Consider the following 22,039-nt stretch of genomic DNA (forward strand, 5'->3'; position numbering starts at 1 on the left):
GCGTCGTCACGCGGCCCCGGTGCGCGTGCGGGCGCCGGCACTTGGTCCCCGGCGCACGAAAAAGCCCCTCGCTCTCGCGAGGGGCTTTTCCCGTCTGTGCGCCGCCAGGGACTCGAACCCCGGACCCGCTGATTAAGAGTCAGCTGCTCTAACCAACTGAGCTAGCGGCGCCTGCTGACGTCGTAGACCTTAGCACCCTGATCGGCGGGAGGAAAAATCGATATCCGCACGTCGGCGGCGGAGGCGGCGCGGACCGCCCGGACGCAGGCCCACAGCATGACCTCGGGTCCCGGGAGCCATGGGTGGCGGGTGTCGGGGGCGACGACCCAGCGGGGGCCGCCGGGCTGGAGCGGGGTGAGCGGGGGGATGGTCACGGCGTCGCCGGTGCCGTGGCAGAGCGGCCGGGGCACGGCGTCGTCCCACTCCTCCCAGTCGAGCAGGGCCGGTAACCGCTGGGCGGTCCCCGGGGCGGCGAAGAGCAGCATCCGGCCGCGGTGGAGGGCGACGGGGCCGGTGCCGGGGCCTTCCGCCCAGAGCCGGTCGAGCATCCGGCGCCCGAAGATCGTGTCCACGTTCACGACGTCGAAGACGGTCCCGCAGGACAGGACTGCCGGGGCGGTGGGCCTGGCCTCCCAGAGCGCGAGCGTGGAGCGCGGGTAGGAGGCGGCGGAGGCGAGCCAGCCGGCTCCGTCGGGCGTGACGTGGGCGGTGTGGTGCCGCCCCTCGTCCTGCTCGCGGAGGAACCGGAAGATGTCGGACCGGTCGGTCGGGGAGTCGTCTCGCAGCCATGCGCTCATGGAGCCAGGTCTACCGTCAGTGACCGTGACGTTTCCCAGAGTTGCCGGAAACCCGGACAGGGAGGGGAGCGGAGGAGTATCTTTCGCCCCGGCATATGCCCCCGGGTGGTGGCGGTGGCGCGTCCGCGAGGCATGCCGGGGCCGGGAGGGCCGCCGAAGAATCCGGCTCAGCCCTCCGGCGCGTGGTCGCCCTGGCGGATCAGATCCCGGCCGAACTCGATCATCTTGCGGGCGTAGTCCTCGGTCCACTCCGCCCGCTCGGCGACGTCCGCCGGCGTCAGCCGGTCGAACCGCCGCGGGTCCGTCAGCTGGGCCGCCGCGATCGCCTGGAACTCGATCGCCCGGTCCGTCGCCGCTCGGAAGGCGAGCGTCAGCTCGGTCGCCCGGCTCAGCAGCTCGCGCGGGTCGTCCATCGACTCCAGGTCGAAGAAGTGCTCGGGGTCGGCGGTCGCCTCGGCAGGCTCGAAGATCAGCGGTGCGGGCCGGAGCCGCCGCTGCCCGTTCCGCTCCGCGGATTCCGCCATCGTCCTTCTCCTCCTCGCACACACACGGCCCGGACACCCGGGCCGTCACCTTCCATTGTCCCGCCTCGCGCAAGAGGGCGGGAGGCCGCCGACCGGGCGGTCAGGGGCTCCACGTGACGCGGTGTTCCGAGAGGTGGGAGAGGACCGCGTGGTTCGCCTCCCAGCCGTCGGGGAACTTCACCGTCACCCCCAGCTGGACCGGCTCCGTCGACGGGTGTTCGTCGAGGAGGTCCGCGACGCCCGCGCGGCAGACCACGACGCAGGCGTGGCGGTGGCGGGAGGCCAGGACGCACAGGCGGCCCGTCTCCAGATGGAAGGCCGTGGCGTCCGGGCGGCCCGACAGGGGGTGGAGAACCACCGTCACGTCGTACTCCCGGCCCTGGAGGCGGTTCGCGGTGTCCACGGTCACGCCCACGACACCCAGCTCCGCCAGCGCCGCCCGGACCGCCGCCGCCTGGTCGCGGTGTGCCGTGCCGACCGCGATCCGGTCGGCGGTCAGCGGCACCGGGTCGGGGCCCCGCTCCGAGACGGCGGCGCCGCCCCGGTCCAGAAGCCGGCGCACCACCAGCGCCACCGCCCGTACCGCCTCCGGGTCCGTGCGCGGGGTGTGCCGGGCCGGCAGTTCGAGCAGCCCCCACCCCGACGCGGCCGCCTCGTCCAGGACCCGGTCCGGGCCCGAGCCGTCCGAGGCCACCCCGAACGTCAACCGCCGCTCCCCGTGGTCCGTACCGCTGCGGAACCGCGTGTACGGATAGAACGCGTCGGACACCAGCGGCGCCGCCGACGCCGGAAGCCGCCACGACACCGGCAGCCGGTGCTGCGGCAGCTCCGGATTGTGCGCCAGGAGCGTGGAGACCGCGCTGGCCGAGGGGTCGTACGAAAGCCCCGCCCACTGCTCCGCGCCGACCACCGAGAAGGGATCCAACTGCCCCGGGTCGCCGACGAACAGCGCCCGCTCGAAGAGCCCCGCCACCGCGAGCAGCGCGTCCGAACGCATCTGGTACGCCTCGTCCACGATCGCGTGCGCCCACGGCTCGACGTTCTTCACATGCGCCCACTTCGCGGCCGTCGAGATGACCACGTCCAGACCGGCCAGGTCGCCCGCCTTCGACGACTTGCGTACGTTCTCCAGATCGTCCAGCGCCTTGTCGTAGGGGTCGCTGTCGTTGGAGTGCAGCCGGCCCACCGGAAGATCCGGCTGCTTCTCCGCGAGCCGCAGCACCAGATCGTCCACCTGTGCGTTCGTCTGCGCGACGACCATCAACGGCCGCCCGGCCGCGGCCAGTTCCAGCGCGGCGCGCACGACGAGCGTCGACTTGCCCGCGCCGGGCGGGGAGTCCACGACGACACCGCGGGCGCTGCCGTGCAGGGTGTCGGCCAGGATGCCGTCCGTCGCCCGGGCGGCCTCGGCGGAAGGATCGAAGGTCACAGCACGTCCTCCACGGTCACAGCACGTCCTCGGTCACAGCACGTCCTCCACGGTCACGGCGTCGGGCAGTTCGGCGGCGTCGGAGCGCGGCGGCCCGCCGTGCGTCCAGGGCGTCTCCTCCGGGTCCGGCAGCTTCGCGCCCACCCGCTGGTCGTGCTCGAACAGCGTCCAGGCGATCCGCTCGCCCTTCTCCGGAACCGACCCCTCCGCCGGCTCCTTGGACCGCCCCATCCGGTCGGTGACCCGCAGCACCAGCGAGCCGTCCTCCTCGTACCGTACGAACTCGGCCGTCTGCGGCTTGCCCTCCAACGAGCGGTACACCTTCATCCGCTCCCCGAGATGCGGCCGGTCGTCCGTACGGACCGTCAGCAGCGGGCGCGGCGAAGGGCGCTTCGACTCCGACCAGGCCATCGTCACCTCCACCACCTCGGCGACGAACGCCTCGCCCGCGAGCCGCCGCCCGGCCAGCACCAGGGGATCGTCGAGGGCCTCCTGCGCCTCCAGCTGACCCTGCGCGGACTCGCGCGCCGCCAGCTTCTGGGCCGCCGTCACCGCGTCGTCCCGGCGCGGCTGCGGCGGTTCGCCGGCCACGACCCGGTCGCGATGCCCGGTGAAGGACCAGCGGTCGCGCGTCCAGCGGTCCGCCACCCGCGCCCCCCGCGGCAGCTCCCGCAACAGATCGAGCGACCGCCACACCGCCTCCCAGGTCGGCTTCAGCTGCGAGACGATCAGCCGGCGGATCTCCCGCTCCGCACGGTGCAGTTCACCGAGCCGCTCGTCGGCGCTCTCCCCGTCCTCGGCCGACGCCAGCGCCTGCCGGGCCCGGTCGAAGCGCTCGATCGCCGGCGCGAGCAGCCGGTTGTCGAAGGCCGGGTCCGTCGCCGGGCCGGCCGGCGGGCAGAGCAACTGCCCGTCGCCGTCCCGGGCCAGCTCGGCACGGAGCGCCGCCTCGGCCCCCGACTCACCCTCCGGCGGATCGATCCAGGCCAGCAGCGCCCCCAGGTGCTGGTCCTCCAGGGAGGACTGGCCCGTCGCCCAGTGCCGGTTCAGCAGATCCGTCGCCGACAGCAGCAGCGAGGAGCCCGGCACACGGGCCCGCTCCCCGAAGTGCGTCAGCCAGCGGCCGAGGAGCGGCACCCGCGGCGGCGCCGGGAAGGGCGTCTCCGGATCCTGCTCGGCCGTCCGCCGGAACCGCATCGACCGCCCGAGCAGCCGTACGTACTCGATGCCCGCCCGGCTCGGCACGATCAGCTGCGGCGCGTCCGCGCACAGCTCGACCTCGACCTTCACCTTCTTACCGGTCTCCGGGTCCGTCTCGTTCCGCTCCGCCGCCTCGACCACGCCGGTGAACGAGTCGATGTACGGCAGGACCTCCCCGGCCAGGTCGGCGAGGAACGCGAACCGCAGATCCCGGTCGCGCGGCTGCGCCACCACGAGCAGACGCGGCTCGTCGCGGTCGGTGCCGACCAGGGCCCCGAGCGGGGCGCCCGCCTCGCCCGCCGTGGTCAGCGGCACGAGGACGAGGGGCCGGTCCGACAGATGCCGGTGCCGGACGGTGGCCAGCGGCTGGGCCCGCCCCGACTCGACGGCCTCCAGACGGGCGAGGGTGGAGATCAGCGACATGCGGGGACCTCTCCGGTGGCGCGCGGGTGCGTAGTCAGCAGGGGCATTCGACGGCCTCCCTCGGAACCCGGGCGGGGGCGCACGCCAGCGCCTCCGCACGGAGCGCCGCCGCCCGGCGGACCGCCTCCACGGTCGGATCGTCCGGGTCGCCCGCCTCGCCCCGGGCCGCCGCCAGGACCTCCCCGATCGTGGTCAACCCGCCCAGCTCACCGCGTACCGACCGGCCGAGCGCCTCCACCGCGCCCGCGAGCCGCGCCTGCTCACGGCAGTGGAAGGCCAGCTCGCAGGCGGACAGACACTCCGGCGCGTACGCGTGCGGCACCGCCTCCACTGCCTGCGCCAGCTGCTCCGCCGAGCACCCCTCCACATCGAAGGTGACACCCTCCGGCAGGGCGTCCGCGATCTCCTCCACCCGGGTCAGCCGGGCCAGCTGACGGCGGGTCACCGACAGCTGCTTGCGCACGTCCACCACCGAGGCGGTCGGCAGATTGGAGAAGTCCTTCGGGCAGACCAGCAGCACCGAGTGCGCCACCGCCGCGCCCCGCGTCAGCGCCGCCACCCGCTCCAGGGCCAGGACGTACACCGCCGCCTGCCGGGCGGCCGCGCCGACCTTCGATGCGTCCGCCGAACCGTCGATCATCGGGAAGGACTTGATCTCCACGACCGTCCACCGCCCGTCGGGGTGGACCACGACCGCGTCCGGTTCCAGATAGGCCGGGGAGCCCGCCACCTCCAGGGCCAGCATCGGATGGTCGAGCAGCGCCCACCCGCCGGCCCCGGTCGCCTCGCGCAGCGCGAGCGCCGTGCGGGCCGCCCGCCCCTCGGGCCCGGCCGCCGCCAGATCCGGCACCCGCACCGTCCCCGGCTCGTCGATCCCGAGCAGCCGCAGCAGCTCACGGCCGCCGTCCGCCTTGACCTTCGCCTCGAAGGCGTTGCCCCGCATGAACGCGAACTGCGACTGACCGAACGCCGCGGGAGCACCGAGCTTGGATGCCAGCGCGCCCTTGTCGACCCCGGCGCCGTCGAGCAGCGCGCGCCGCCGGCAGCCGGGGTTGGCGGCCAGCGCCGCCAGCGCCCGCGCATCCAGCGGATGCGGCACGGCGGCCGGTCCGCGCAGCTCGGCGAGCCTCTCCCACGCTCTCGGCTTCGCCGGAGCGGGGGAGGCCCCATGCCGGAGTGTCGTCTGCGGAGGCCGAGGGGCTCCGCTGCCCAGGGATTCGCTCACCCGCGGAAGTCTCGCATCCGCCACTGACACATGGGTCCGACCGGGGGGAGTGACTCGGTCCGCCCGGGGAGGGAGGACCCAGCCGCGGGCGCCACGCCCCCGCCCCGACCCGGGTGAAGCACCCCGTCCGCCCGCGACGAAGGACCCGTCCACCCGGGAACGCAGGACCCGGTCCGACCGAGGACGAAGACCCGGTTCGCCCGGGTTGGAGCACCCCGTCCGCGAGCCGCCCGCAGGCGCTTGGAACTGCGGGTCCGAGCCGCCCGCGGGCGCCGGGAGCTGCCGGTCCGAGCCGCCCGCGGGCGCCGGAACCGCAGGCCCGAGCCGCCTCGCGGGCGCCTGAAACCGCGGACCCGAGCCGCGTCGCAGCCGTTCGCGACCGTCTCCTGGCGCGGTCGCCGCAGGCGAGCGCAACGCCCGGGCGTTGCTCCGCGTTCACGTGGGCGATGATGGGGGAGCACCCGCTTGTGAACCCGGAGTACCCCAGGGAGAGCCTTCATGGCACCGCGCATCCTGCTCGCCCGGCACGGCCAGACCGAATGGTCGCTGCTCGGACGCCACACCGGCAGGACGGACATCCCCCTGCTCGACGAGGGCCGGCGCGGCGCGAAGCTGCTCGGTGAACGGCTGCACAGGGCGCCGTGGAGCGGCCTGCCGGAGCTGGAGATACGTACCAGCCCGCTGGCACGCGCGCGTGAGACCTGCGACATCGCCGGCTTCGGCGAGCGTGCGCGGGAGTGGGACGCGCTGATGGAGTGGGACTACGGCGCGTACGAGGGCCTCACCCCGGCCCAGATCCAGGAACTCGCCCCGGGCTGGCTGCTGTGGCGCGACGGCGTCCCCGAGGGGGAGACCCGCGAACAGGTCTCCGCCCGCGCCGACGAGGTCGTGGAGTGGGCGCGGTCGGCGGACCGGGACGTGCTCGTCTTCGCGCACGGCCACATCCTGCGGACGATCGGTGCCCGCTGGCTGGGCGAGGACATCTCCTTCGGCTCCCGCATCCGTCTCGACCCGACCAGTCTGTCGGTCCTGGGCTGGGCCTACGGCGCGCCCGCGGTGGAGCGCTGGAACGACACGGGCCACCTGGAATAGGGCCTGCGTCCGGCCGGAGGCCGGGAGGGAGCCGGCCGGAGTCAGGAGGTCGTCGCCAGGACCCGCTGCGTCGCCGCCAGCATGCGGCGGATACGGGACGACTGGACCTCGCCCAGCGCGTCCACCACGCGCTTCGCCTCCTCCGCCGCCTCCTCCCGGCGGCCCGCGTGCGCGAGGTCGCTCGCCAACTGGGCGCGGTAGAGGGCGAGGTTGCGGGCGAAGTGGGGGTTCTGCAGGACCGTCGCGCGGTGGGCGTGGCGGGCCGCGCGGGCCCACTCGCCCAGCGCCGACCAGCACTGGGCCTCCAGCGCCTCCAGCTCCGGCTCCCCGAAGAACGACATCCACTCCGGGTCGCTGTCCACAGGGCCCCGGGCGAAGAGGCCGTGCGCGCGGCCGAGGGCCTGTTCACAGGCGGCCCGGTCACCGAGCCCCGCCCACGCTCCCGCCTCGCGCAGGGTGAGCAGCGAGAGCAGCCGGGCCGAGTTGAGCGGCTGCGCCGCACGCAGCCCGGCCTGGGCCGCCCGGACCGCCTCCCGGTACCGCCCCGCGTCCCTGGCCAGGAACGACGTGTTGCAGAACGCGTGTGCCTCCAGGGCCGGATCACCGGCCACGCGCGCGGTGGCGAGGGCCTCGGCGTAGTGGGAGCGGGCGTCGTCCAGGCGGCCCGAGTCGTGGGCCAGCCAGCCGACGGAGATGGCCAGTTCGCCGGCGCCCGCGTGCAGCCGGTCCTCGGTGGAACGGCGGGTCGCCGTGCCCGCGTCGAGCAGGGCGTACGCCGCCCGCAGCGGCTGGGCGGCCGCCTTGTAGAGCCCCTCGGCGCCGTGCCGGTCGTCGAGCAGCCGGATCCGCCGGACGGCTTCCTCGACAGCCCTCACCTCTGTCTCGCCGATCCTGTGGGTTGCGCGGGGGGCGGGGATCGCGGCGGCCGTGCCGCCCAGCCCCAGCGAGGCGGCCGCCACGGTGGCGGTGCCGCTCGTCATGAATGCGCGACGCAGCACGTCGCTCTCCTCATCGTTCCGGGTCGTGATGGCGGGTACGAGCGGTGCTCCGGCCGCGACGGCGGACCGTCGTCGGCCGCGTACCGTCTCCCGCGCCGAGAAGCCCAGGTCCGCCAGGCCCAGACCGGGGAACATGTGCAGGAACACCCGCTCGTACGCGTAGTTGGGGCAGCGGATCTCGCCCGCCTCCACGCGTCCGATGTAGCGGGCGTCGCACGCGACCTGCTCGCCGATCTCCCGCGCGGCCCGGCGGACGGCGGCGGCGAACTCCGCCGGTGACTGCTGCCCCCGGAGCCTGCGGAAGGCGAGATTGGGAACTGCCCGTGACATCGCCATGGCCGAGCCCTCTCCTGGTGCTGCCGGTGTTCCGGCGGGGCAAGAACGTACCTGCTGTGACGGGGCGCACACGCGGAGTTTGGCTACAAATCGGATATCTCGCTCGCGATCTGCCATGAACTGCCATCCTTTGCGGCGGCGTGCCGCCGTAGCCGTTGACGCGCACGGGCGTTGAACCATGCGGAGAGACGGAACGTGTCTTCTCAGGAGCGAGGAGGGGTCCCCATGATGGAGATCGGATCGCGGTCGACCGAGCGGCACGCACCCACCCCGGAAGCCGGCACCCCGCACGGCGAGGCCTGCGACCTGGTGACCGTGCCCGTCCGGCAGGGGCTCGAGGCCGTCGACATCCTGCGCCGGGGCGGCGCCCCTGCGGTCGGCCCGGTGGTGCACGACGGGGCCTGCCACACCCTCGGTTTCCTGGTCCCGCCCGGCACGGCCGAAGGCTGGGACATGCCGGGCAGCGCCTGTACGCAGACCTCAGGCCGCGGTTTTCGCATCGCCGAGCTGCCGGAGCTCCCCGAGCCGGCCGCCGGCGGCGCCCCCCGCCCCGCGGGCTGGCTGCTGCCTCCAGGCGACGCGGGCGAGGTCACGGACCCGGCGGTGCTCCGCGAGGCCCTGGGCCAGGCGGCCCGCCTGATCGAGGCGGCCGACGGCTGCCGCTGAGGACGGCCGGGCGAATCGCGCCCGACGCTCCCACGCCACGCGCCACGCGCTCCCGCCACCCGCGCCACGCGCTTCCGCCCCCCCCCCGGGCCCCTCGCCCTCACCCCCACGCCCCCCGGGCCCCTCGCCCCCGCCGCACCTCCCCCGAGCAACCGTTCCTCGCCAGTGCCGATAATGGGGGGTGTGGCCAGGAACAAGCAGCGAGGACGGGTGGCGGGCGCCGTCGCCGTCGTCGAGACCGTCGACGGCGGGCTCGCCGAACTCATACCCGACCGGGAGCGGCCGCGCGGCTGGACGCTGCTGATCGACGGCGCACCGCAGTCGCACGTCGATCTCGACGACCCGGCCCATCTCTCCTTCGAGTACCAGCGGCGCCTCGGCCACATCGCCGACCTCGCCGCCCCGCCCAACCGGCCCGTCCAGGCCGTGCACCTCGGCGGGGGAGCCTTCACCCTCGCCCGCTACATCGCCGCCACCCGGCCCCGGTCCACCCAGCAGATCGTCGAGCTCGACGGCCCACTGGTCCAGCTGGTCCGCCGCGAACTCCCCCTCGACGCGGCCGCCCGCATCCGGGTCCGCTCCACCGACGCCCGCGCCGGGCTCTCCAAGGTGCAGGACGGATGGGCCGACCTGATCATCGCGGACGTGTTCAGCGGCGCCCGCACCCCCGCGCATCTGACCAGTACGGAGTTCCTCGCCGAGGTCCGCCGGGTCCTGAAGCCCGGCGGTTTCTACGCAGCCAACCTCGCCGACGGGCCGCCGCTCACCCACCTGCGCGGCCAGATCGCGACCGCCGCCACCGTCTTCCCCGAGCTGGCGCTGACCGCCGACCCGACCGTGCTGCGCGGCCGCCGCTTCGGCAACGCCGTGCTGCTCGCCTCCGACCGCGAGCTTCCGGTGGCCGAGCTGACCCGGCGCGTGGCGACCGACCCGCACCCCGGGCGGGTCGAACACGGCAGGGCGCTCGCCGACTTCACCGGCGGCGCGTCCCCGGTCACCGACGCCAGCGCCAGGCCCTCCCCCGTACCGCCGCCGTCCGCGTTCCGCTAAGGCCTCTCGACCCCTACCGGTCCTCGATCTCCACCCGTGGCGCCGTGTCGTGCCAGACGCAGAAGACCGACAGCTCGCGGCCGTCCCTGGTGAACGTGACCCGGATCCAGGTCGGCTGCTTCCAGACCTGCATCTGCCAGCCCGACGCGGGGGTCGCCGAGACCAGCTCGGCAGAGGCCGGGCCGAGGTCGAAGACGACCCGGCCGCCGTCCACGGCGTAGCTCTTCACGCTGCCGCCGTCCGGGCTCCGCTCCGGGCCGGGCCTCGACGCGGCCGGCTCGCGCGACGGTGTCGGGGCCGGGGCCTTCGTGGGCCTGTCGGTCGTGCGCGGCTCGGTGCTCGGGGAGGCCGGGGGCGTGGTGGGGCGAGGGGTGGAGGAGGCGAGCGGGTCACCCGCCCCGGCGGGTGGTGTTCCCGTGCTGCCGGCCGGGATGGGCAGGGCGCGCGGCGGATCGTAGGCCGTGCCGGCCAGTACCGAGTGCACGCCCCACCACGAGAGCGTGACCGCCGCGCCCGTGGCGAGCGACCACGCCAGGGCGTGAACAAGTCCTCTACGCATCCGGGCCATACTGCACCACCGTGCGCACCGGTCCACCGGAGGGTGGAGCCTCCCGGCCGTTCCCCCGTATGGCGTACGGTGCGGGCCATGGCAAGTGTGCTCGTGGTCGAGGACGACCAGTTCGTGCGCTCCGCCCTCATCCGGCATCTGACTGCGCTGCCTGCGGAATCCCACACCGTACGGAGCGTCGGCACGGCCCTGGAGGCGCTGCGCGAGGTCGCCCATTTCCGGTTCGACGTGGTCGTCCTGGATCTCGGTCTGCCCGATCTCGACGGGGCCGAGGCGCTGAAGATGCTGCGCGGGATCACCGACGTACCGGTGATCATCGCGACGGCGCGGGACGACGAGACGGAGATCGTCCGGCTCCTCAACGACGGCGCGGACGACTACCTCACCAAGCCCTTCTCGGTGGAGCACCTCTCCGCGCGGATGGCCGCCGTGCTGCGCCGGTCGCGGGCCGCCGGGGAGGCGCCGCCGTCTCGGGTGCTCCGGGTGGGCGGTCTCTCGGTCGACCCGCTGCGACGCCAGGCGGAGCTCGACGGGGCCACGCTCGACCTGACGAGGCGGGAGTTCGATCTGCTGGCCTTCCTCGCCGGCCGGCCGGGGGTCGTCGTGCCCCGCAAGGAGCTGCTGGCCGAGGTGTGGCAGCAGTCCTACGGGGACGACCAGACCATCGACGTACATTTGTCATGGCTGAGGCGGAAGTTGGGCGAGACGGCCGCCCGCCCCCGCTATCTGCACACACTGCGCGGAGTGGGCGTGAAGCTGGAGCCGCCCCGGGAGACCCGGCCGTGAGATGGGCGCTCGTCAAAGTGGCGCTTGCCGTCACCGCCATGGTCGTCGTCGCCTTCGCCGTACCGCTCGGGCTCGTCGTCAGGGAGATGGCCAGCGACCGCGCCTTCTCCAACGCCGAGCGGCGCGCCGCCGGTCTCGCTCCGGTCCTGGCGATCACCACCGACCGCGAGGAGCTGGACCGGGCCGTCGCCACCACCGAGGACGGGGCCGCCGGGCGGATGGCCGTCCATGTCCCGGCCGCCGACGAGCCGGGCGGCAAGGCCCTGGAGATCGGGACGCGCCGGGCGAGCGAGGAGGACCTGCGGACCACGCGGAAGCTCGGGCGGGCCACCATCGCCGAGGTCCCGGGCGGCTCGGCGCTGCTCCAGCCCACCGCCCTGAGCTCGGGACAGGTGGCCATCGTCGAACTCTTCGTGCCCGAGGGCGAGGTGTCGAACGGCGTAGCCACCGCCTGGCTGGTCCTGGCCGGGGTCGGTGTCGCGCTGATGGTCGGCTCGGTCGCCGTCGCCGACCGGCTCGGCGTACGGATGGTCCGGCCCGCCCAGCGGCTCGCCGGCGCCGCCCACGACCTGGGCGAGGGGAAGCTCGGCGCCCGCGTCCCCGAGGAGGGGCCGCCGGAGCTCAAGTCGGCCGCGATCGCCTTCAACTCCATGGCCGACCAGGTCGTGCAGCTGCTCGCCAACGAGCGTGAGCTCGCCGCCGACCTCTCCCACCGGCTGCGCACCCCGCTGACCGTGCTCCGGCTCAACGCGGCCTCCCTCGGCTCCGGTCCGGCCGCCGAGCAGACCAGGGCCGCCGTCGAGCAGCTGGAGCGCGAGGTCGACACGATCATCCGTACGGCGAGGGACGCCAAGCCGCAGACGCGGGCGGCCGGGCCCGGCGCCGGGTGCGACGCCTCCGAAGTCGTACGGGAACGGATGGAGTTCTGGTCCGCGCTCGCCGAGGACGAGGACCGCAAGGTACGGGTGGCGGGCGTCGAACGGCCGGTGCGCATCCCGGTCGCCCGGCCCGAACTCGTCGCCGCCCTGGACGCGTTGCTCGGCAACGTCTTCCGCCACACCCCCGAGGGCACCGCCTTCTCCGTGGACGTCCACAACGGCGACGACGCCGTCATCGTCCTGGTCTCCGACGCCGGGCCCGGCATCGCCGACCCGGCGGCCGCCCTGGCCCGGGGCAACAGCGGCCACCGTGACGGTTCCACCGGCCTCGGTCTGGACATCGTGCGCCGGATGGCCGAGTCCACGGGTGGTGACGTCCGCATCGGCCACTCCGTCCTCGGGGGCACCGAGGTCCGCGTCTGGATCGGGCTCGACGGCAGGCGCTCGGGCGGTACGGGAGGCCGGCGCGGACAGCGGGAGGGCCGCCGCAGACGGGGCGGGCCGGGCCTCCGCAGGGCCTCGGACGGCTGAACCTTTCGCCCTCCCGATGGCTCCCTTAAGCGGAGCCTAAGAATCCTGAACCCTGCACTCCCCGTACGCATTTGTCCGTTTCCCCCTCGCTAGCGTGCTGCCGCACCCACCCCCCACCCCCGGCACAGAGGCAGGCACGCGATGGGCACCAGTTCGCACCGGCGCACGGCGAGCGGCAGGACCAAGGCCGTCGGCGCGGTCGTCGCGGCGGCGGTGATCGGCGGCGCGGTCCTCGCGTTCACCGGCACCGCCCAGGCGGCGGCCGTCGGCGCCGCCTACACCAGGACCAGCTCCTGGACCGGCGGTTACACCGGCCAGTACGTCATCACCAACGAGACCTCCACGGCGCAGTCGGACTGGACGCTGGAGTTCGACCTGCCCGCCGGGACGACCGTCGGCTCCCTCTGGAACGGCGAGCACACGGTCTCCGGCCGTCACGTCACCGTGACGCCCGCGAGCTGGAACAAGCGGCTGGCCCCCGGCCAGTCCGTCACCGTCGGCTTCGTGACCTCGGCCGCCGGCGAGGCCGGCGACCCCGCCGACTGCCTGATCAACAAGGCCGCCTGCTCGGTCGGCGGCGCCACCCCGACCCCGAGCGGCCGCCCGACCGGGCAGCCCACGGCCACCGCCGCACCGACGTCCTCCGCGACCCCCACCGCGTCGGCCACGCCGAGCCGGCCGGCCACCCCGACGGCTTCCCCGAAACCCACCGCGACCGCCACCGGCTCACCCGCCACCGCCGCGAAGTACGCGCCGTACGTCGACACCTCCCTCCATCCTGCGTACGACCTGCTCGCCACCGCCGCCGCGACGGGTGTGAAGGAGTTCAACCTCGCCTTCATCACCTCCGGCGGCGCCTGCGCCCCGCTGTGGGGCGGGATCACCGGCCTCGCCGACGACAAGGTCGCGGCCCAGATCGGCGCCCTGCGGGCCAAGGGCGGTGACGTCCGGGTCTCCTTCGGCGGCGCCGCGGGCCGTGAGCTCGCCCTCAACTGTGCGACCGCCGCCGATCTCGCCGCCGCCTACGGCAAGGTCGTCGACCAGTACAAGCTGACCAAGGTGGACTTCGACATCGAGGGCGCGGCTTTGCCGGACACCGCCGCCAACACCCGCCGCTCCCAGGCCATCGCCCGGCTCCAGAAGTCCCACCCCGGCCTGAACGTCTCCTTCACCCTGCCCGTCATGCCCGAGGGCCTGACCCAGCCGGGCGTCGACCTGCTCGCCGACGCGCGCCGGAACGGTGTCCGGGTCGACGCCGTCAACATCATGGCGATGGACTACGGACCCGCCTACAGCGGCGACATGGGCCAGTACGCGATCCAGGCCGCGACCGCCACCCAGGCCCAGATCAAGAGCGTCCTCGGCCTCTCCGACGCGGCCTCCTGGAAGACCGTCGCCGTCACCCCGATGATCGGCGTCAACGACGTCACGACCGAGATCTTCAGGGTCGACGACGCCACCCAGCTGGTCGACTTCGCGAAGTCCAAGGGCATCGGCTGGCTGTCGATGTGGTCCTCGACCCGCGACAAGCAGTGCGCGGCCGGCGCCGTGAACCACGCCGACGCCACCTGCTCCTCGATCCTCCAGCAGCCACTGGCCTTCACCAGGGCCTTCTCCGCCTACAACTGACCGCCGACCAGGACCACCACACCCCCCCCACACCGCGCGCCCCGGCCGGATCCACCCCACCACCGGCCGGGGCGCGCACCTCATGACGCTCCCCTCAGCCCGCCTCCACCTCGGTCAGGAACTCGCCGATCAGCTTTCCCCACACGGCCGGGTTCTCGGCGAACGGCGCGTGTCCCGTAGCCAGTTCGGACAGGCGGGCGCCCGGAATACCGTCGGCGACCGCCCGGTGCAGGGCGGGTGCGACGAGCCGGTCCTCGGTCGTCGAGATGACCAGGGTGGGCACGGCCACCCGCGCCAGGTCGTCCCGGACGTCCGCCCGGGCCACGAGGTCCGCGTGCTCGGGCGTCCCCGCCGGGATCGACTCGCCCGTCAGCCGGACGACACCCTCCACGACCTCCGGTGTCATCGGATCGAGCATGGCGGGGCTGAACACCATGGGTACGAGGAGCCGGGCCACCAGCTCGTGCCGGCCGCTGTCGGCGAGGTCCCGCCAGAGCAGGGACGCCTGCCGCAGCGCGTGGTCGGCGTAGGCGAAGGGCGCGGTCAGGACGAGGGCGGTCACCCGGTCCGGGTGCCGGGCCGCCGCCCGTATCGCGATCGTCGTCCCCAGGGAGTAGCCGCAGACGGCGAACCGCTCGACGCCCGCCGCGTCGGCGGCGGCCACCAGGCCGTCGGCGAGCGCGTCCAGCTCCAGCGGAGCCGTGGCGCGCGGCGCGGCGCCCGTCCCGGGCAGGTCGAACCCGACGACCCGGCGGCCGTCCGCGGCCAGCACCTTCCGGATCGGGCCGTAGTTGGACTCGATGCCCCCGCCGGAGCCATGGGCCAGCAGCAGCGCGCGGCCGGCCGCGTCCGCCGTCCCGGCAGCCGTCACGGATGTCGTCCTGGACGTGGTCATGGAGATCCCCCGCATCTGTGGCACGCATCTGTAGTAAGCGCTACGAAAATATGGCGCCAGCATGTCACAACGCCGCACTGGGGCGCCGCCTGACGGACCATCGTCCCGCTTCGGCGTGTGGACGCCCGACGAGCTGCGCGGGATCATGACCGACCACATCGCCGCCGTGGTCGGCCGGTACAAGGGCCGGATCGACCACTGGGACGTCGTCAACGAGCCCCTGGCCGACGACGGAACCCTGCGGCCCTCGATGTGGGCCACCGCGCTGGGCGAGTCGTACATCGCCGACGCCTTCCGCGCGGCGCGGGCCGCCGACCCGGCGGCGAAGCTGTACCTCAACGACTACTCCACCGAGGCGGTCGGCCCCAAGAGCGACGGCATGTACGCCCTGGTCGCGCGGCTCCTCGCGCAGGGCGTACCGGTCGACGGCGTGGGATTCCAGGCCCACCTGGTCCTGGGGCAGGTCCCCGCCGACCTGGAGGCCAACCTCAAGCGCTTCGCCGACCTCGGCGTGGACGTGGCCGTCACCGAGCTGGACATCCGCATGCGGCTGCCGGCCACGGAGGCGAAACTGGCCCAGCAGAAGACCGACTACGCCGCCGTCATCCGCGCCTGCCTCGCCGTCAAGCGCTGCACGGGCGTCACGGTCTGGGGCTTCACCGACTCCGACTCGTGGATCCCCGACTTCTTCCCCGGCGAGGGCGCGGCCACCCCGTACGACGAGGACCTCGCCCCGAAGCCCGCGTACCACGGCATCGCCGAGGCGCTGGCCCCGGTCACGGACCCCCCGCCGGCGAAGGCCACGTGCGCCGTGACGTACACCGTGAAGCGCACCTGGAACACCGGCTTCACCGCCCAGATCACCATCCGCAACACCGGCACGACGGCGCTCGCCGGATGGCGGGCCGAGTGGGCCTACGCGCCTGAGCAGCGGGTCACCAAGGCCTGGAACGCCACCGTGACCCAGACGGCGGCCCGGGTCACGGCGACGAACCTTTCCTTCAACGCCTCGGTGCCGCCGGGCGGTTCGGTCAGCTTCGGACTCCACGGCGCCTGGTCGGGGACGAATCCGCCCCCGACCGATCTCTCCTGTACTACGGGGTCGTGATCAGCGGACGCGGGGCGGTCCGCATAGCGGCGCCCAGGTGGAAGCTCGGGTGCGGGGGCTGGTTGTAGGCGGTGTTCTGCCAGGCAAGACCCGTGCGGTACATCGTGTCGTGCAGCAGGGTCGTGATCCTCGTACCGGTCTGGTGCGGGGTGGAGTAGATCCGCAGCGCGCGGTTGTCCGCCGTGCGCCACACGACCTCCTCGCGCCAGTCGCCGAGGATGTCACCGGAGAGCGCCGGAGTCGCCTTCGTACCGTTGTTGGAGGCGACCGAGGCGCCGGTGAGCAGCCGGGTCTCGCCCCCCGTGCCGTACTTGTCGATCCGGGTGCCGTCGAGCAGCTCGCGGGTGGTGTCGCCGTCCCACCAGTTCAGGAAGTTCGCCGAGGAGGGCTCGCGCCCCTTGGCCGCCCCGGCCTCGTCCCGTATCGAGGTGTCGGCCGAGGACCACATCTCGGCGCCGGCGTTCCCCGCCCAGATGTCGCCCGCGAGCCCGCGCCCGTTGTCGCAGCAGGCCGCGAGCTGCCAGCGGATCGCGCCGTTCGCCGGGTTGATGTAGAGCTCGGAGGGCTGGGAGGACGACTCCGACACCTTGAAGTACTCCAGGCCCGGGGTCGACGGGTCGAGGTCGCCGAGGTGCTGGGCGTCACCGTGGCCCTTCCTGGTGGTCCACAGGCCGTTGCCGTTGTCGTCCACGGCCATCGACCCGTAGACGATCTCGTCCTTGCCGTCGCCGTCCACGTCACCGACGGACAGACTGTGCGAGCCCTGCCCGTCGAAGCCCTTGCCGGCGTTGGTGGAGCTCGACGAGTCGAAGGTCCAGCGGCGGGTGAACTGGCCGCCGCGCCAGTCCCAGGCCGCGATCACGGACCGGGTGTAGTAGCCGCGCGCCATGATGAGCGAGGGCCGGGCGCCGTCCAGGTACGCGGTTCCGGCGAGGAACCGGTCGGCCCGGTTGCCGTAGTTGTCGCCCCAGGAGGAGACGGTGCCGCGTGCGGGGACGTAGCCGGTGGTGCCCAGCGCGGCGCCGGTGAGGCCGTCGAACATGGTCAGGTACTCGGGCCCGGCCAGCACGAACCCGCTGCTGTTGCGGTGGTCGGCGGACGGGCTGCCGATCACCGTCCCGCGCCCGTCGACGGTTCCGTCGGCGGTCTTCATGGCGACCTCGGCGCGGCCGTCGCCGTCGTAGTCGTACGCCTGGAACTGGGTGTAGTGCGCGCCGGAGCGGATGTTGCGGCCGAGGTCGATGCGCCACAGCCGGGTGCCGTCGAGCCGGATGCCGTCGACGATCGTGTTGCCGGTGTAGCCGGAGTGCGAGTTGTCCTTGGCGTTGGTCGGCTGCCATTTGAGTACGAAGTCCAGGGAGCCGTTCCCGTCGAGGTCGGCGACGGACGCGTCGTTGGCCTCGTAGGTGTACGCCACCCCGTCGGGCGTGGTGCCGCCGGCCGGGGGAGTGAGGAGCACGTCCTTGTAGCCGGTGCGGAACTGGACGGCGTGGACGGAGTCGCCCTGTTCCACGCCGCCGACGACGGCGCGGACGGTGTAGTCGGCGTGGCTGGGCGCGCCGGCGTGGAAGTAGTTGGTGGAGGCGGTGATCGGGGTGGCGTTGACCTTCGTACCGGCCCGGTAGACGTTGAAGGCGACGGTGTCCGGGTCGGTGCCCAGCCAGCGCCAGCTCACGAGGTTCCCGGTGCCGGTGTGGACGCTGACCACACCCCGGTCGAGCCGTTCCGCCTGCCGCGCGGTGGGGGCGGCCGCCGCCCCGGGACTGCCGACGGCGAGCCCGGCGGCGGCGAGGACCCCGGCCATGAGCAGGGCCGGAAGGCCGCGGCGACGCGAGGGGCGGGGTGGTTGCGGGTGCTGCACGAGTCCTCCTGCGGGGGGAAGAGAGCCGTTGCGTATCCCACAGTCGCCGCCGCGCCGGGATCGGTTGCCCGGAGAAACGCTCAAGGCCCCGGTTCCGAAGAACCGGGGCCTTGAGCCATCAGGGTGAGTAACGGGACTCGAACCCGCGACATCCTGGACCACAACCAGGTGCTCTACCAGCTGAGCTATACCCACCACGACCGGCGGTTTTCCCGAAGGTTTCCCCGACCGGCCGAGAAGAAGTCTACAGGGTCCCGGCGGGTGCTCGCGCCCGCATTAGGTCGGGCGCGAGCGCGGGCTCATTCGGCGGGCAGGACGTGGCGTGCGGCGATCTGCTTCGCGGTGTCGGAGTCCGGGCCGGGCTGCGGGACGAAGATCGCCTCGCGGTAGTAGCGCAGCTCGGCGATGGATTCGCGGATGTCGGCGAGCGCACGGTGGTTGCCGCTCTTCTCCGGACTGTTGAAGTAAGCCCTCGGGTACCAGCGGCGGGCCAGTTCCTTGATCGAGGACACATCGACGATCCGGTAGTGGAGGTGGCTCTCCAGAGCGGGCATGTCCCGGGCGAGGAAGCCGCGGTCGGTGGAGACCGAGTTCCCGCACAGCGGCGCCTTGAGGGGCTCCTTGACGTGCTCGCGTACGTAGGCCAGGACCTGGGCCTCGGCGTCGGCGAGGGTCGTGCCGCCGGGCAGGGCGTCGAGGAGGCCGGAGGCCGTGTGCATCCGGCGCACGATCTCCGGCATGGTCTCCAGCGCCGCGTCCGGCGGGCGGATCACGATGTCCACCCCTTCGCCGAGCACGTTCAGTTCCGAGTCGGTGACCAGCGCGGCCACCTCGATGAGTGCGTCGTCCGTCAGCGAGAGCCCGGTCATCTCGCAGTCGATCCACACCATGCGATCGTTCATGCGTCCTACCTTATGGGGTCGGTCGGTGATCGGACCCGGCTCGTGGCTCCCGGCGCCTGTCCGGCGGATCGGGGCCGACAGGCCGACGGGCGCCCAGGAGGGTGTCCCCGGGCGCCCGCCGTCTTGCGGTGCGCGGCTTGTGGCGCGCGGTCTAGTGAGCGCTCCGCTGGCCCGGCAGGGCCGGGCGGCCGGCCGCGTACACGTCGGACTGCGGCTTGCCGTGCTCCATCGGGGCCCCCGGGCGCCGGACCGCGGGGGAGACCTGCGGGGGCACGACCGGGTCCATGACCGCCGTGGCCGTCTCGCTCTGCGGGCGACGGGCCCGGTAGGCGGCGCGGTAGGCGGCGGGCGAGGAGCCGAGCTGGCGCCGGAAGTGGCCGCGCAGCGCCACCGGGGAGCGGAAGCCGCAGCGGCCCGCCACCTCGTCTACGGAGTAGTCGGAGGTCTCGAGGAGCCGCTGAGCCTGCAGCACCCGCTGCGTGATCAGCCACTGCAGCGGCGCGGAGCCCGTCAACGAGCGGAACCGGCGGTCGAACGTCCGCCGCGACATATAGGCGCGCGCGGCGAGCGTCTCCACGTCGAACTGCTCGTGAAGGTGCTCCAGCGCCCAGGCCACGACCTCCGCGAGGGGGTCGGAGCCGATCTCCTCGGGTAAAGACCTGTCGAGATAGCGCTCCTGACCGCCGCTGCGCCGCGGCGGGACGACCAGCCGGCGCGCCAGGGCGCCCGCGGCCTCCGCGCCGTGGTCGGTCCGCACGATGTGCAGACAGAGATCGATTCCGGCCGCTGTTCCGGCGGAGGTGAGGACGTCGCCGTCGTCGACGAAGAGCTCCCGCGGGTCCACATGGACCGAGGGGTAGCGCTTGGCGAGCGTCGGCGCGTACATCCAGTGCGTGGTCGCGGGCCGGCCGTCCAGGAGGCCGGCGGCGGCCAGGACGAACGCCCCGGTGCACAGTCCGACGATCCTGGCGCCTTCCTCGTGCGCCCGGCGCAGCGCTTCGAGCGCCTCCGGCGGCGGCGGCGAGGTGATCGACCGCCAGGCCGGTACGACGACGGTGCCGGCCCGGCTGATCGCGTCCAGGCCGTACGGCGCGGTGAGTTCGAGCCCCCCGGTGGTCCGCAGCGGGCCGTCCTCGCCGGCGCACACGAGCAGCCGGTAGCGGGGCACCCCGGCGTCCTGCCGGTCGATTCCGAACACGGAGAGCGGGATGGAGCTCTCGAAGATGGGGCCGCCGCTGAACAGCAGCACCGCGACGACTTCGCGACGGCGGCGCCCGGAAAGTTTCCGGGCGGCCTCCGGTGCGGCGGAGTCCTGGCTCATGACGCTAAGCCCCCCTCGGTGTTCGCGTCTCCCTGGTCCTGTCGCTCCTGCACGTTTCCCCTCGGTTTTGCACGAGACCCCAGTCTTCGATACCCATGATCGAATCTACTGCGTTCCGTGGCGCCGGCGTGACAAGTTCTCGATCCGGCACATTGTCGACAAGGCAACTTGGCGCGAAGCATTCGATCACGAAGCGTTCCACTCACGGCCCGCGCAGGGAAGTGCGCGTTCGGTGCATGGCCCGTCCCCGTAGGGTGCGCGGGCCCGCCGCGGGGCTTTCTCGCCTGGTGGCAACGGGGTTGGGGAGCGGTTCCGTCAAGGACTCGCCGACCTGTGGAAGTTGGCTGAAAACATACGGGTGTAGGTGTACGAACCTGTCAGCTCTACGGGGGGTTCGTCAGGTCGGGGCGGAGCGTGCCGGGCCGGGGTGGCGCGCGCGGTGGCGCGAGCGGTCGTCCGACCGGCCCGCGTCGGCCCGGGTCAGCCCTGACGGTGCCGCCGGCCGCCCGGTGGGCGCATGGCGTGGCGCCCGGTGGCCTCGGCCCGCAGCCCGCGCTCGGAGCGGCGCAGCAGCACCCGGCAGGCCGCCGTCACCGCGAGGAGTCCCAGCGCCGCGCCCGCGGCCCCGGCCAGCGAGGTGCCGTAGACGACGAGGACGACCGGGACGAGCACACAGCAGAAGACCGCCCAGCGGACGACGTCGCCCGCCGTGTCCCCCGCCACCCCCGCGGAGCCGCTCGCTCTTCCCGCGGGCTCCGTCGTCGCTCCCGCCGCCGACGCCGGTCGGCCCGGTGCGCGGCGACGGCCGCGCGGTGGAGCGGGGACGGGGGGCTGGGCGGCGGTGGCTGCCGTTGGTGCGGGCACGGGCGGTCTCCCTGCGACGGTGGCTGGACCAGTGGCAACGAGGAGCGGAACGTTCCGGTCACTGCCGGAGGCGTCCGTTCGGCCCCCGTACGGACACCTGTAGGACACAACCGGCATTGCCATAACGGGACGGGCTCGTGCATGCTCCCTGGGGCGCCGTGCGACCACCGCGCGCAGCACGGCCGGCTCTGGGCACGGGAGGAGTGTCGCCGTACCCTTGGGGGTATGGGGTTGGGAAGATGATTCCCGGACACAGCTCCGCCGCCAACCGTTGTTCCGTTCCCTTCCCAGAAGGATCTTCTTCGCCGAGACACCGATGGCCGGTCACGAATTCTCCGAACCCGCGGACCGCAAGCGCGTCGCCGATTCCACGGTGGACCCCTTGGCGGCGGAACAACCACGTCACTCCTGCGATCCCGCTTTCCGGCACGGAGTGGTCGTCGGTTTCGACGGCTCGACCTCCAGCGAGCGAGCCCTCGCGTACGCCATCGGCATGGCCCGCCGCTCCGGCTCCGGCCTGATCATCGTGCATGTCGCCAACCGGCTGCCCACCACGGTCTGGGCGGGGTGCGAGCCCCCGGTCTTCGTCGACGTACCGGACCACCGCACCGAGGTCCTCGGTCTGGAGCTCGCCTGCGCCGACTATCTCGCCGAGGTCCCCTGGATCCTCGTCGAGCGCGGCGGCGACATCTGTCATGAACTGGAGGAGGTCGGCCGGGAGTACTCGGCCGACGCGATCGTGGTCGGCTCCACGCACGGCATCGTCGGCCGGATCTTCGGCTCCGTGGCCGGACGGCTCGCGCGCCGCGCCCAGCGGCCCGTCGTCGTGATCCCGTAGTCATCCCGTAGCACGCCTCCCTCGCCACCCTCCTCAACTCCCTTGACTCGGCCATAAATTCGGCCATCCTCAGGTGAATTGTGCGCTTGTGAAGGGTAGATAAGGGTCACCGGAACAA

At 73.4% G+C, this 22,039-nt stretch carries 20 protein-coding genes and 2 tRNA genes; 8 read left to right on the forward strand and 14 right to left on the reverse strand.

Annotated features, from left to right (window positions below; genetic code table 11):
* Window positions 1-97: 97 nt before the first annotated feature.
* The 6 genes from ACIRB4_RS25405 to ACIRB4_RS25430 all read right to left on the reverse strand — a co-directional run bounded on the left by ACIRB4_RS25405 (window position 98) and on the right by ACIRB4_RS25430 (window position 5,598).
* Window positions 98-171 (reverse strand) — tRNA-Lys (locus ACIRB4_RS25405).
* A complete protein-coding gene (locus ACIRB4_RS25410) occupies window positions 162-797 on the reverse strand; it encodes a bifunctional DNA primase/polymerase (RefSeq protein ID WP_403294466.1) in 636 nt (211 codons plus the stop codon). The genes ACIRB4_RS25405 and ACIRB4_RS25410 overlap by 10 nt, the downstream gene beginning before the upstream one ends.
* A gap of 167 nt (window positions 798-964) precedes the next feature.
* Complete coding sequence (locus ACIRB4_RS25415; RefSeq protein WP_403294467.1) at window positions 965-1,321, reverse strand: hypothetical protein; 357 nt, start codon at window positions 1,319-1,321, stop codon at window positions 965-967.
* A gap of 100 nt (window positions 1,322-1,421) precedes the next feature.
* Window positions 1,422-2,750, reverse strand: coding sequence for an AAA family ATPase (locus ACIRB4_RS25420; RefSeq protein ID WP_403294468.1), 1,329 nt, complete (start codon window positions 2,748-2,750; stop codon window positions 1,422-1,424).
* 33 nt (window positions 2,751-2,783) lie between these two features.
* Window positions 2,784-4,373, reverse strand: coding sequence for a hypothetical protein (locus ACIRB4_RS25425; RefSeq protein ID WP_403294469.1), 1,590 nt, complete (start codon window positions 4,371-4,373; stop codon window positions 2,784-2,786).
* 34 nt (window positions 4,374-4,407) lie between these two features.
* Complete coding sequence (locus tag ACIRB4_RS25430) at window positions 4,408-5,598, reverse strand: hypothetical protein (RefSeq protein WP_403294470.1); 1,191 nt, start codon at window positions 5,596-5,598, stop codon at window positions 4,408-4,410.
* A 498-nt stretch (window positions 5,599-6,096) separates the two neighbouring features.
* Between ACIRB4_RS25430 and ACIRB4_RS25435 the strand changes: the two genes are divergently transcribed.
* Window positions 6,097-6,690, forward strand: a complete 594-nt coding sequence (locus ACIRB4_RS25435; protein ID WP_403294471.1) for a histidine phosphatase family protein — start codon at window positions 6,097-6,099, stop codon at window positions 6,688-6,690.
* Window positions 6,691-6,731: 41 nt separating this feature from the next.
* Here ACIRB4_RS25435 and ACIRB4_RS25440 read toward each other — a convergent pair whose 3' ends face one another.
* Window positions 6,732-8,024 (reverse strand): tetratricopeptide repeat protein, encoded by a 1,293-nt coding sequence (locus tag ACIRB4_RS25440; protein WP_403294472.1) that lies wholly within the window; start codon window positions 8,022-8,024, stop codon window positions 6,732-6,734.
* A gap of 225 nt (window positions 8,025-8,249) precedes the next feature.
* Between ACIRB4_RS25440 and ACIRB4_RS25445 the strand changes: the two genes are divergently transcribed.
* Both ACIRB4_RS25445 and ACIRB4_RS25450 read left to right on the forward strand, forming a co-directional pair.
* Window positions 8,250-8,690: a hypothetical protein gene (locus ACIRB4_RS25445; RefSeq protein ID WP_403294473.1), complete on the forward strand. Its 441-nt coding sequence runs from the start codon at window positions 8,250-8,252 to the stop codon at window positions 8,688-8,690.
* 174 nt (window positions 8,691-8,864) lie between these two features.
* The gene (locus ACIRB4_RS25450; protein ID WP_403294532.1) at window positions 8,865-9,740 is read left to right on the forward strand and encodes a spermidine synthase; all 876 of its coding nucleotides are present in this window, start codon (window positions 8,865-8,867) and stop codon (window positions 9,738-9,740) included.
* Between the two features lie 13 nt (window positions 9,741-9,753).
* Here the strand turns inward: ACIRB4_RS25450 and ACIRB4_RS25455 are convergent, their stop codons facing one another.
* Window positions 9,754-10,308 carry a hypothetical protein gene (locus ACIRB4_RS25455; protein ID WP_403294474.1) on the reverse strand — a complete coding sequence of 185 codons (555 nt, stop codon included), beginning with the start codon at window positions 10,306-10,308 and terminating at the stop codon, window positions 9,754-9,756.
* A 78-nt stretch (window positions 10,309-10,386) separates the two neighbouring features.
* Here ACIRB4_RS25455 and ACIRB4_RS25460 point away from each other — a divergent pair, with 78 nt between their 5' ends.
* The 3 genes from ACIRB4_RS25460 to ACIRB4_RS25470 all read left to right on the forward strand — a co-directional run bounded on the left by ACIRB4_RS25460 (window position 10,387) and on the right by ACIRB4_RS25470 (window position 14,132).
* Window positions 10,387-11,094 (forward strand): response regulator transcription factor, encoded by a 708-nt coding sequence (locus ACIRB4_RS25460; RefSeq protein WP_403294475.1) that lies wholly within the window; start codon window positions 10,387-10,389, stop codon window positions 11,092-11,094.
* Complete coding sequence (locus ACIRB4_RS25465) at window positions 11,091-12,503, forward strand: ATP-binding protein (protein WP_403294476.1); 1,413 nt, start codon at window positions 11,091-11,093, stop codon at window positions 12,501-12,503. The genes ACIRB4_RS25460 and ACIRB4_RS25465 overlap by 4 nt, the downstream gene beginning before the upstream one ends.
* 141 nt (window positions 12,504-12,644) lie before the next feature.
* Window positions 12,645-14,132 (forward strand): cellulose binding domain-containing protein, encoded by a 1,488-nt coding sequence (locus ACIRB4_RS25470; RefSeq protein WP_403294477.1) that lies wholly within the window; start codon window positions 12,645-12,647, stop codon window positions 14,130-14,132.
* Window positions 14,133-14,226: 94 nt separating this feature from the next.
* Here ACIRB4_RS25470 and ACIRB4_RS25475 read toward each other — a convergent pair whose 3' ends face one another.
* Window positions 14,227-15,027, reverse strand: coding sequence for an alpha/beta fold hydrolase (locus ACIRB4_RS25475; protein ID WP_403294478.1), 801 nt, complete (start codon window positions 15,025-15,027; stop codon window positions 14,227-14,229).
* 115 nt (window positions 15,028-15,142) lie between these two features.
* Here ACIRB4_RS25475 and ACIRB4_RS25480 point away from each other — a divergent pair, with 115 nt between their 5' ends.
* On the forward strand, window positions 15,143-16,135 hold the full coding sequence (locus ACIRB4_RS25480; RefSeq protein ID WP_403294479.1) for an endo-1,4-beta-xylanase: 993 nt from the start codon (window positions 15,143-15,145) through the stop codon (window positions 16,133-16,135).
* On the opposite strand, the gene ACIRB4_RS25485 is transcribed toward ACIRB4_RS25480, so the two are convergent.
* The 5 genes from ACIRB4_RS25485 to ACIRB4_RS25505 all read right to left on the reverse strand — a co-directional run bounded on the left by ACIRB4_RS25485 (window position 16,122) and on the right by ACIRB4_RS25505 (window position 21,083).
* Window positions 16,122-17,996 carry a rhamnogalacturonan lyase gene (locus tag ACIRB4_RS25485; RefSeq protein ID WP_403294481.1) on the reverse strand — a complete coding sequence of 625 codons (1,875 nt, stop codon included), beginning with the start codon at window positions 17,994-17,996 and terminating at the stop codon, window positions 16,122-16,124. The genes ACIRB4_RS25480 and ACIRB4_RS25485 overlap by 14 nt on opposite strands.
* Before the next feature lie 122 nt (window positions 17,997-18,118).
* A tRNA-His gene (locus ACIRB4_RS25490) sits at window positions 18,119-18,191 on the reverse strand.
* Between the two features lie 104 nt (window positions 18,192-18,295).
* Window positions 18,296-18,898 carry an oligoribonuclease gene (gene orn, locus ACIRB4_RS25495; RefSeq protein ID WP_403294482.1) on the reverse strand — a complete coding sequence of 201 codons (603 nt, stop codon included), beginning with the start codon at window positions 18,896-18,898 and terminating at the stop codon, window positions 18,296-18,298.
* A gap of 151 nt (window positions 18,899-19,049) precedes the next feature.
* A complete protein-coding gene (locus ACIRB4_RS25500; RefSeq protein ID WP_403294484.1) occupies window positions 19,050-20,219 on the reverse strand; it encodes a helix-turn-helix domain-containing protein in 1,170 nt (389 codons plus the stop codon).
* 480 nt (window positions 20,220-20,699) lie between these two features.
* Entirely contained in the window at window positions 20,700-21,083 is a 384-nt protein-coding gene (locus tag ACIRB4_RS25505; protein WP_403294486.1) for a hypothetical protein, read from the reverse strand.
* Window positions 21,084-21,399: 316 nt separating this feature from the next.
* Here ACIRB4_RS25505 and ACIRB4_RS25510 point away from each other — a divergent pair, with 316 nt between their 5' ends.
* Window positions 21,400-21,921, forward strand: coding sequence for a universal stress protein (locus tag ACIRB4_RS25510; RefSeq protein ID WP_403294487.1), 522 nt, complete (start codon window positions 21,400-21,402; stop codon window positions 21,919-21,921).
* The last annotated feature ends 118 nt before the right edge of the window (window positions 21,922-22,039 follow it).

Source organism: Streptomyces sp. NPDC093600 (assembly GCF_044764755.1).
In the GTDB taxonomy this organism is placed as follows: domain Bacteria; phylum Actinomycetota; class Actinomycetes; order Streptomycetales; family Streptomycetaceae; genus Streptomyces.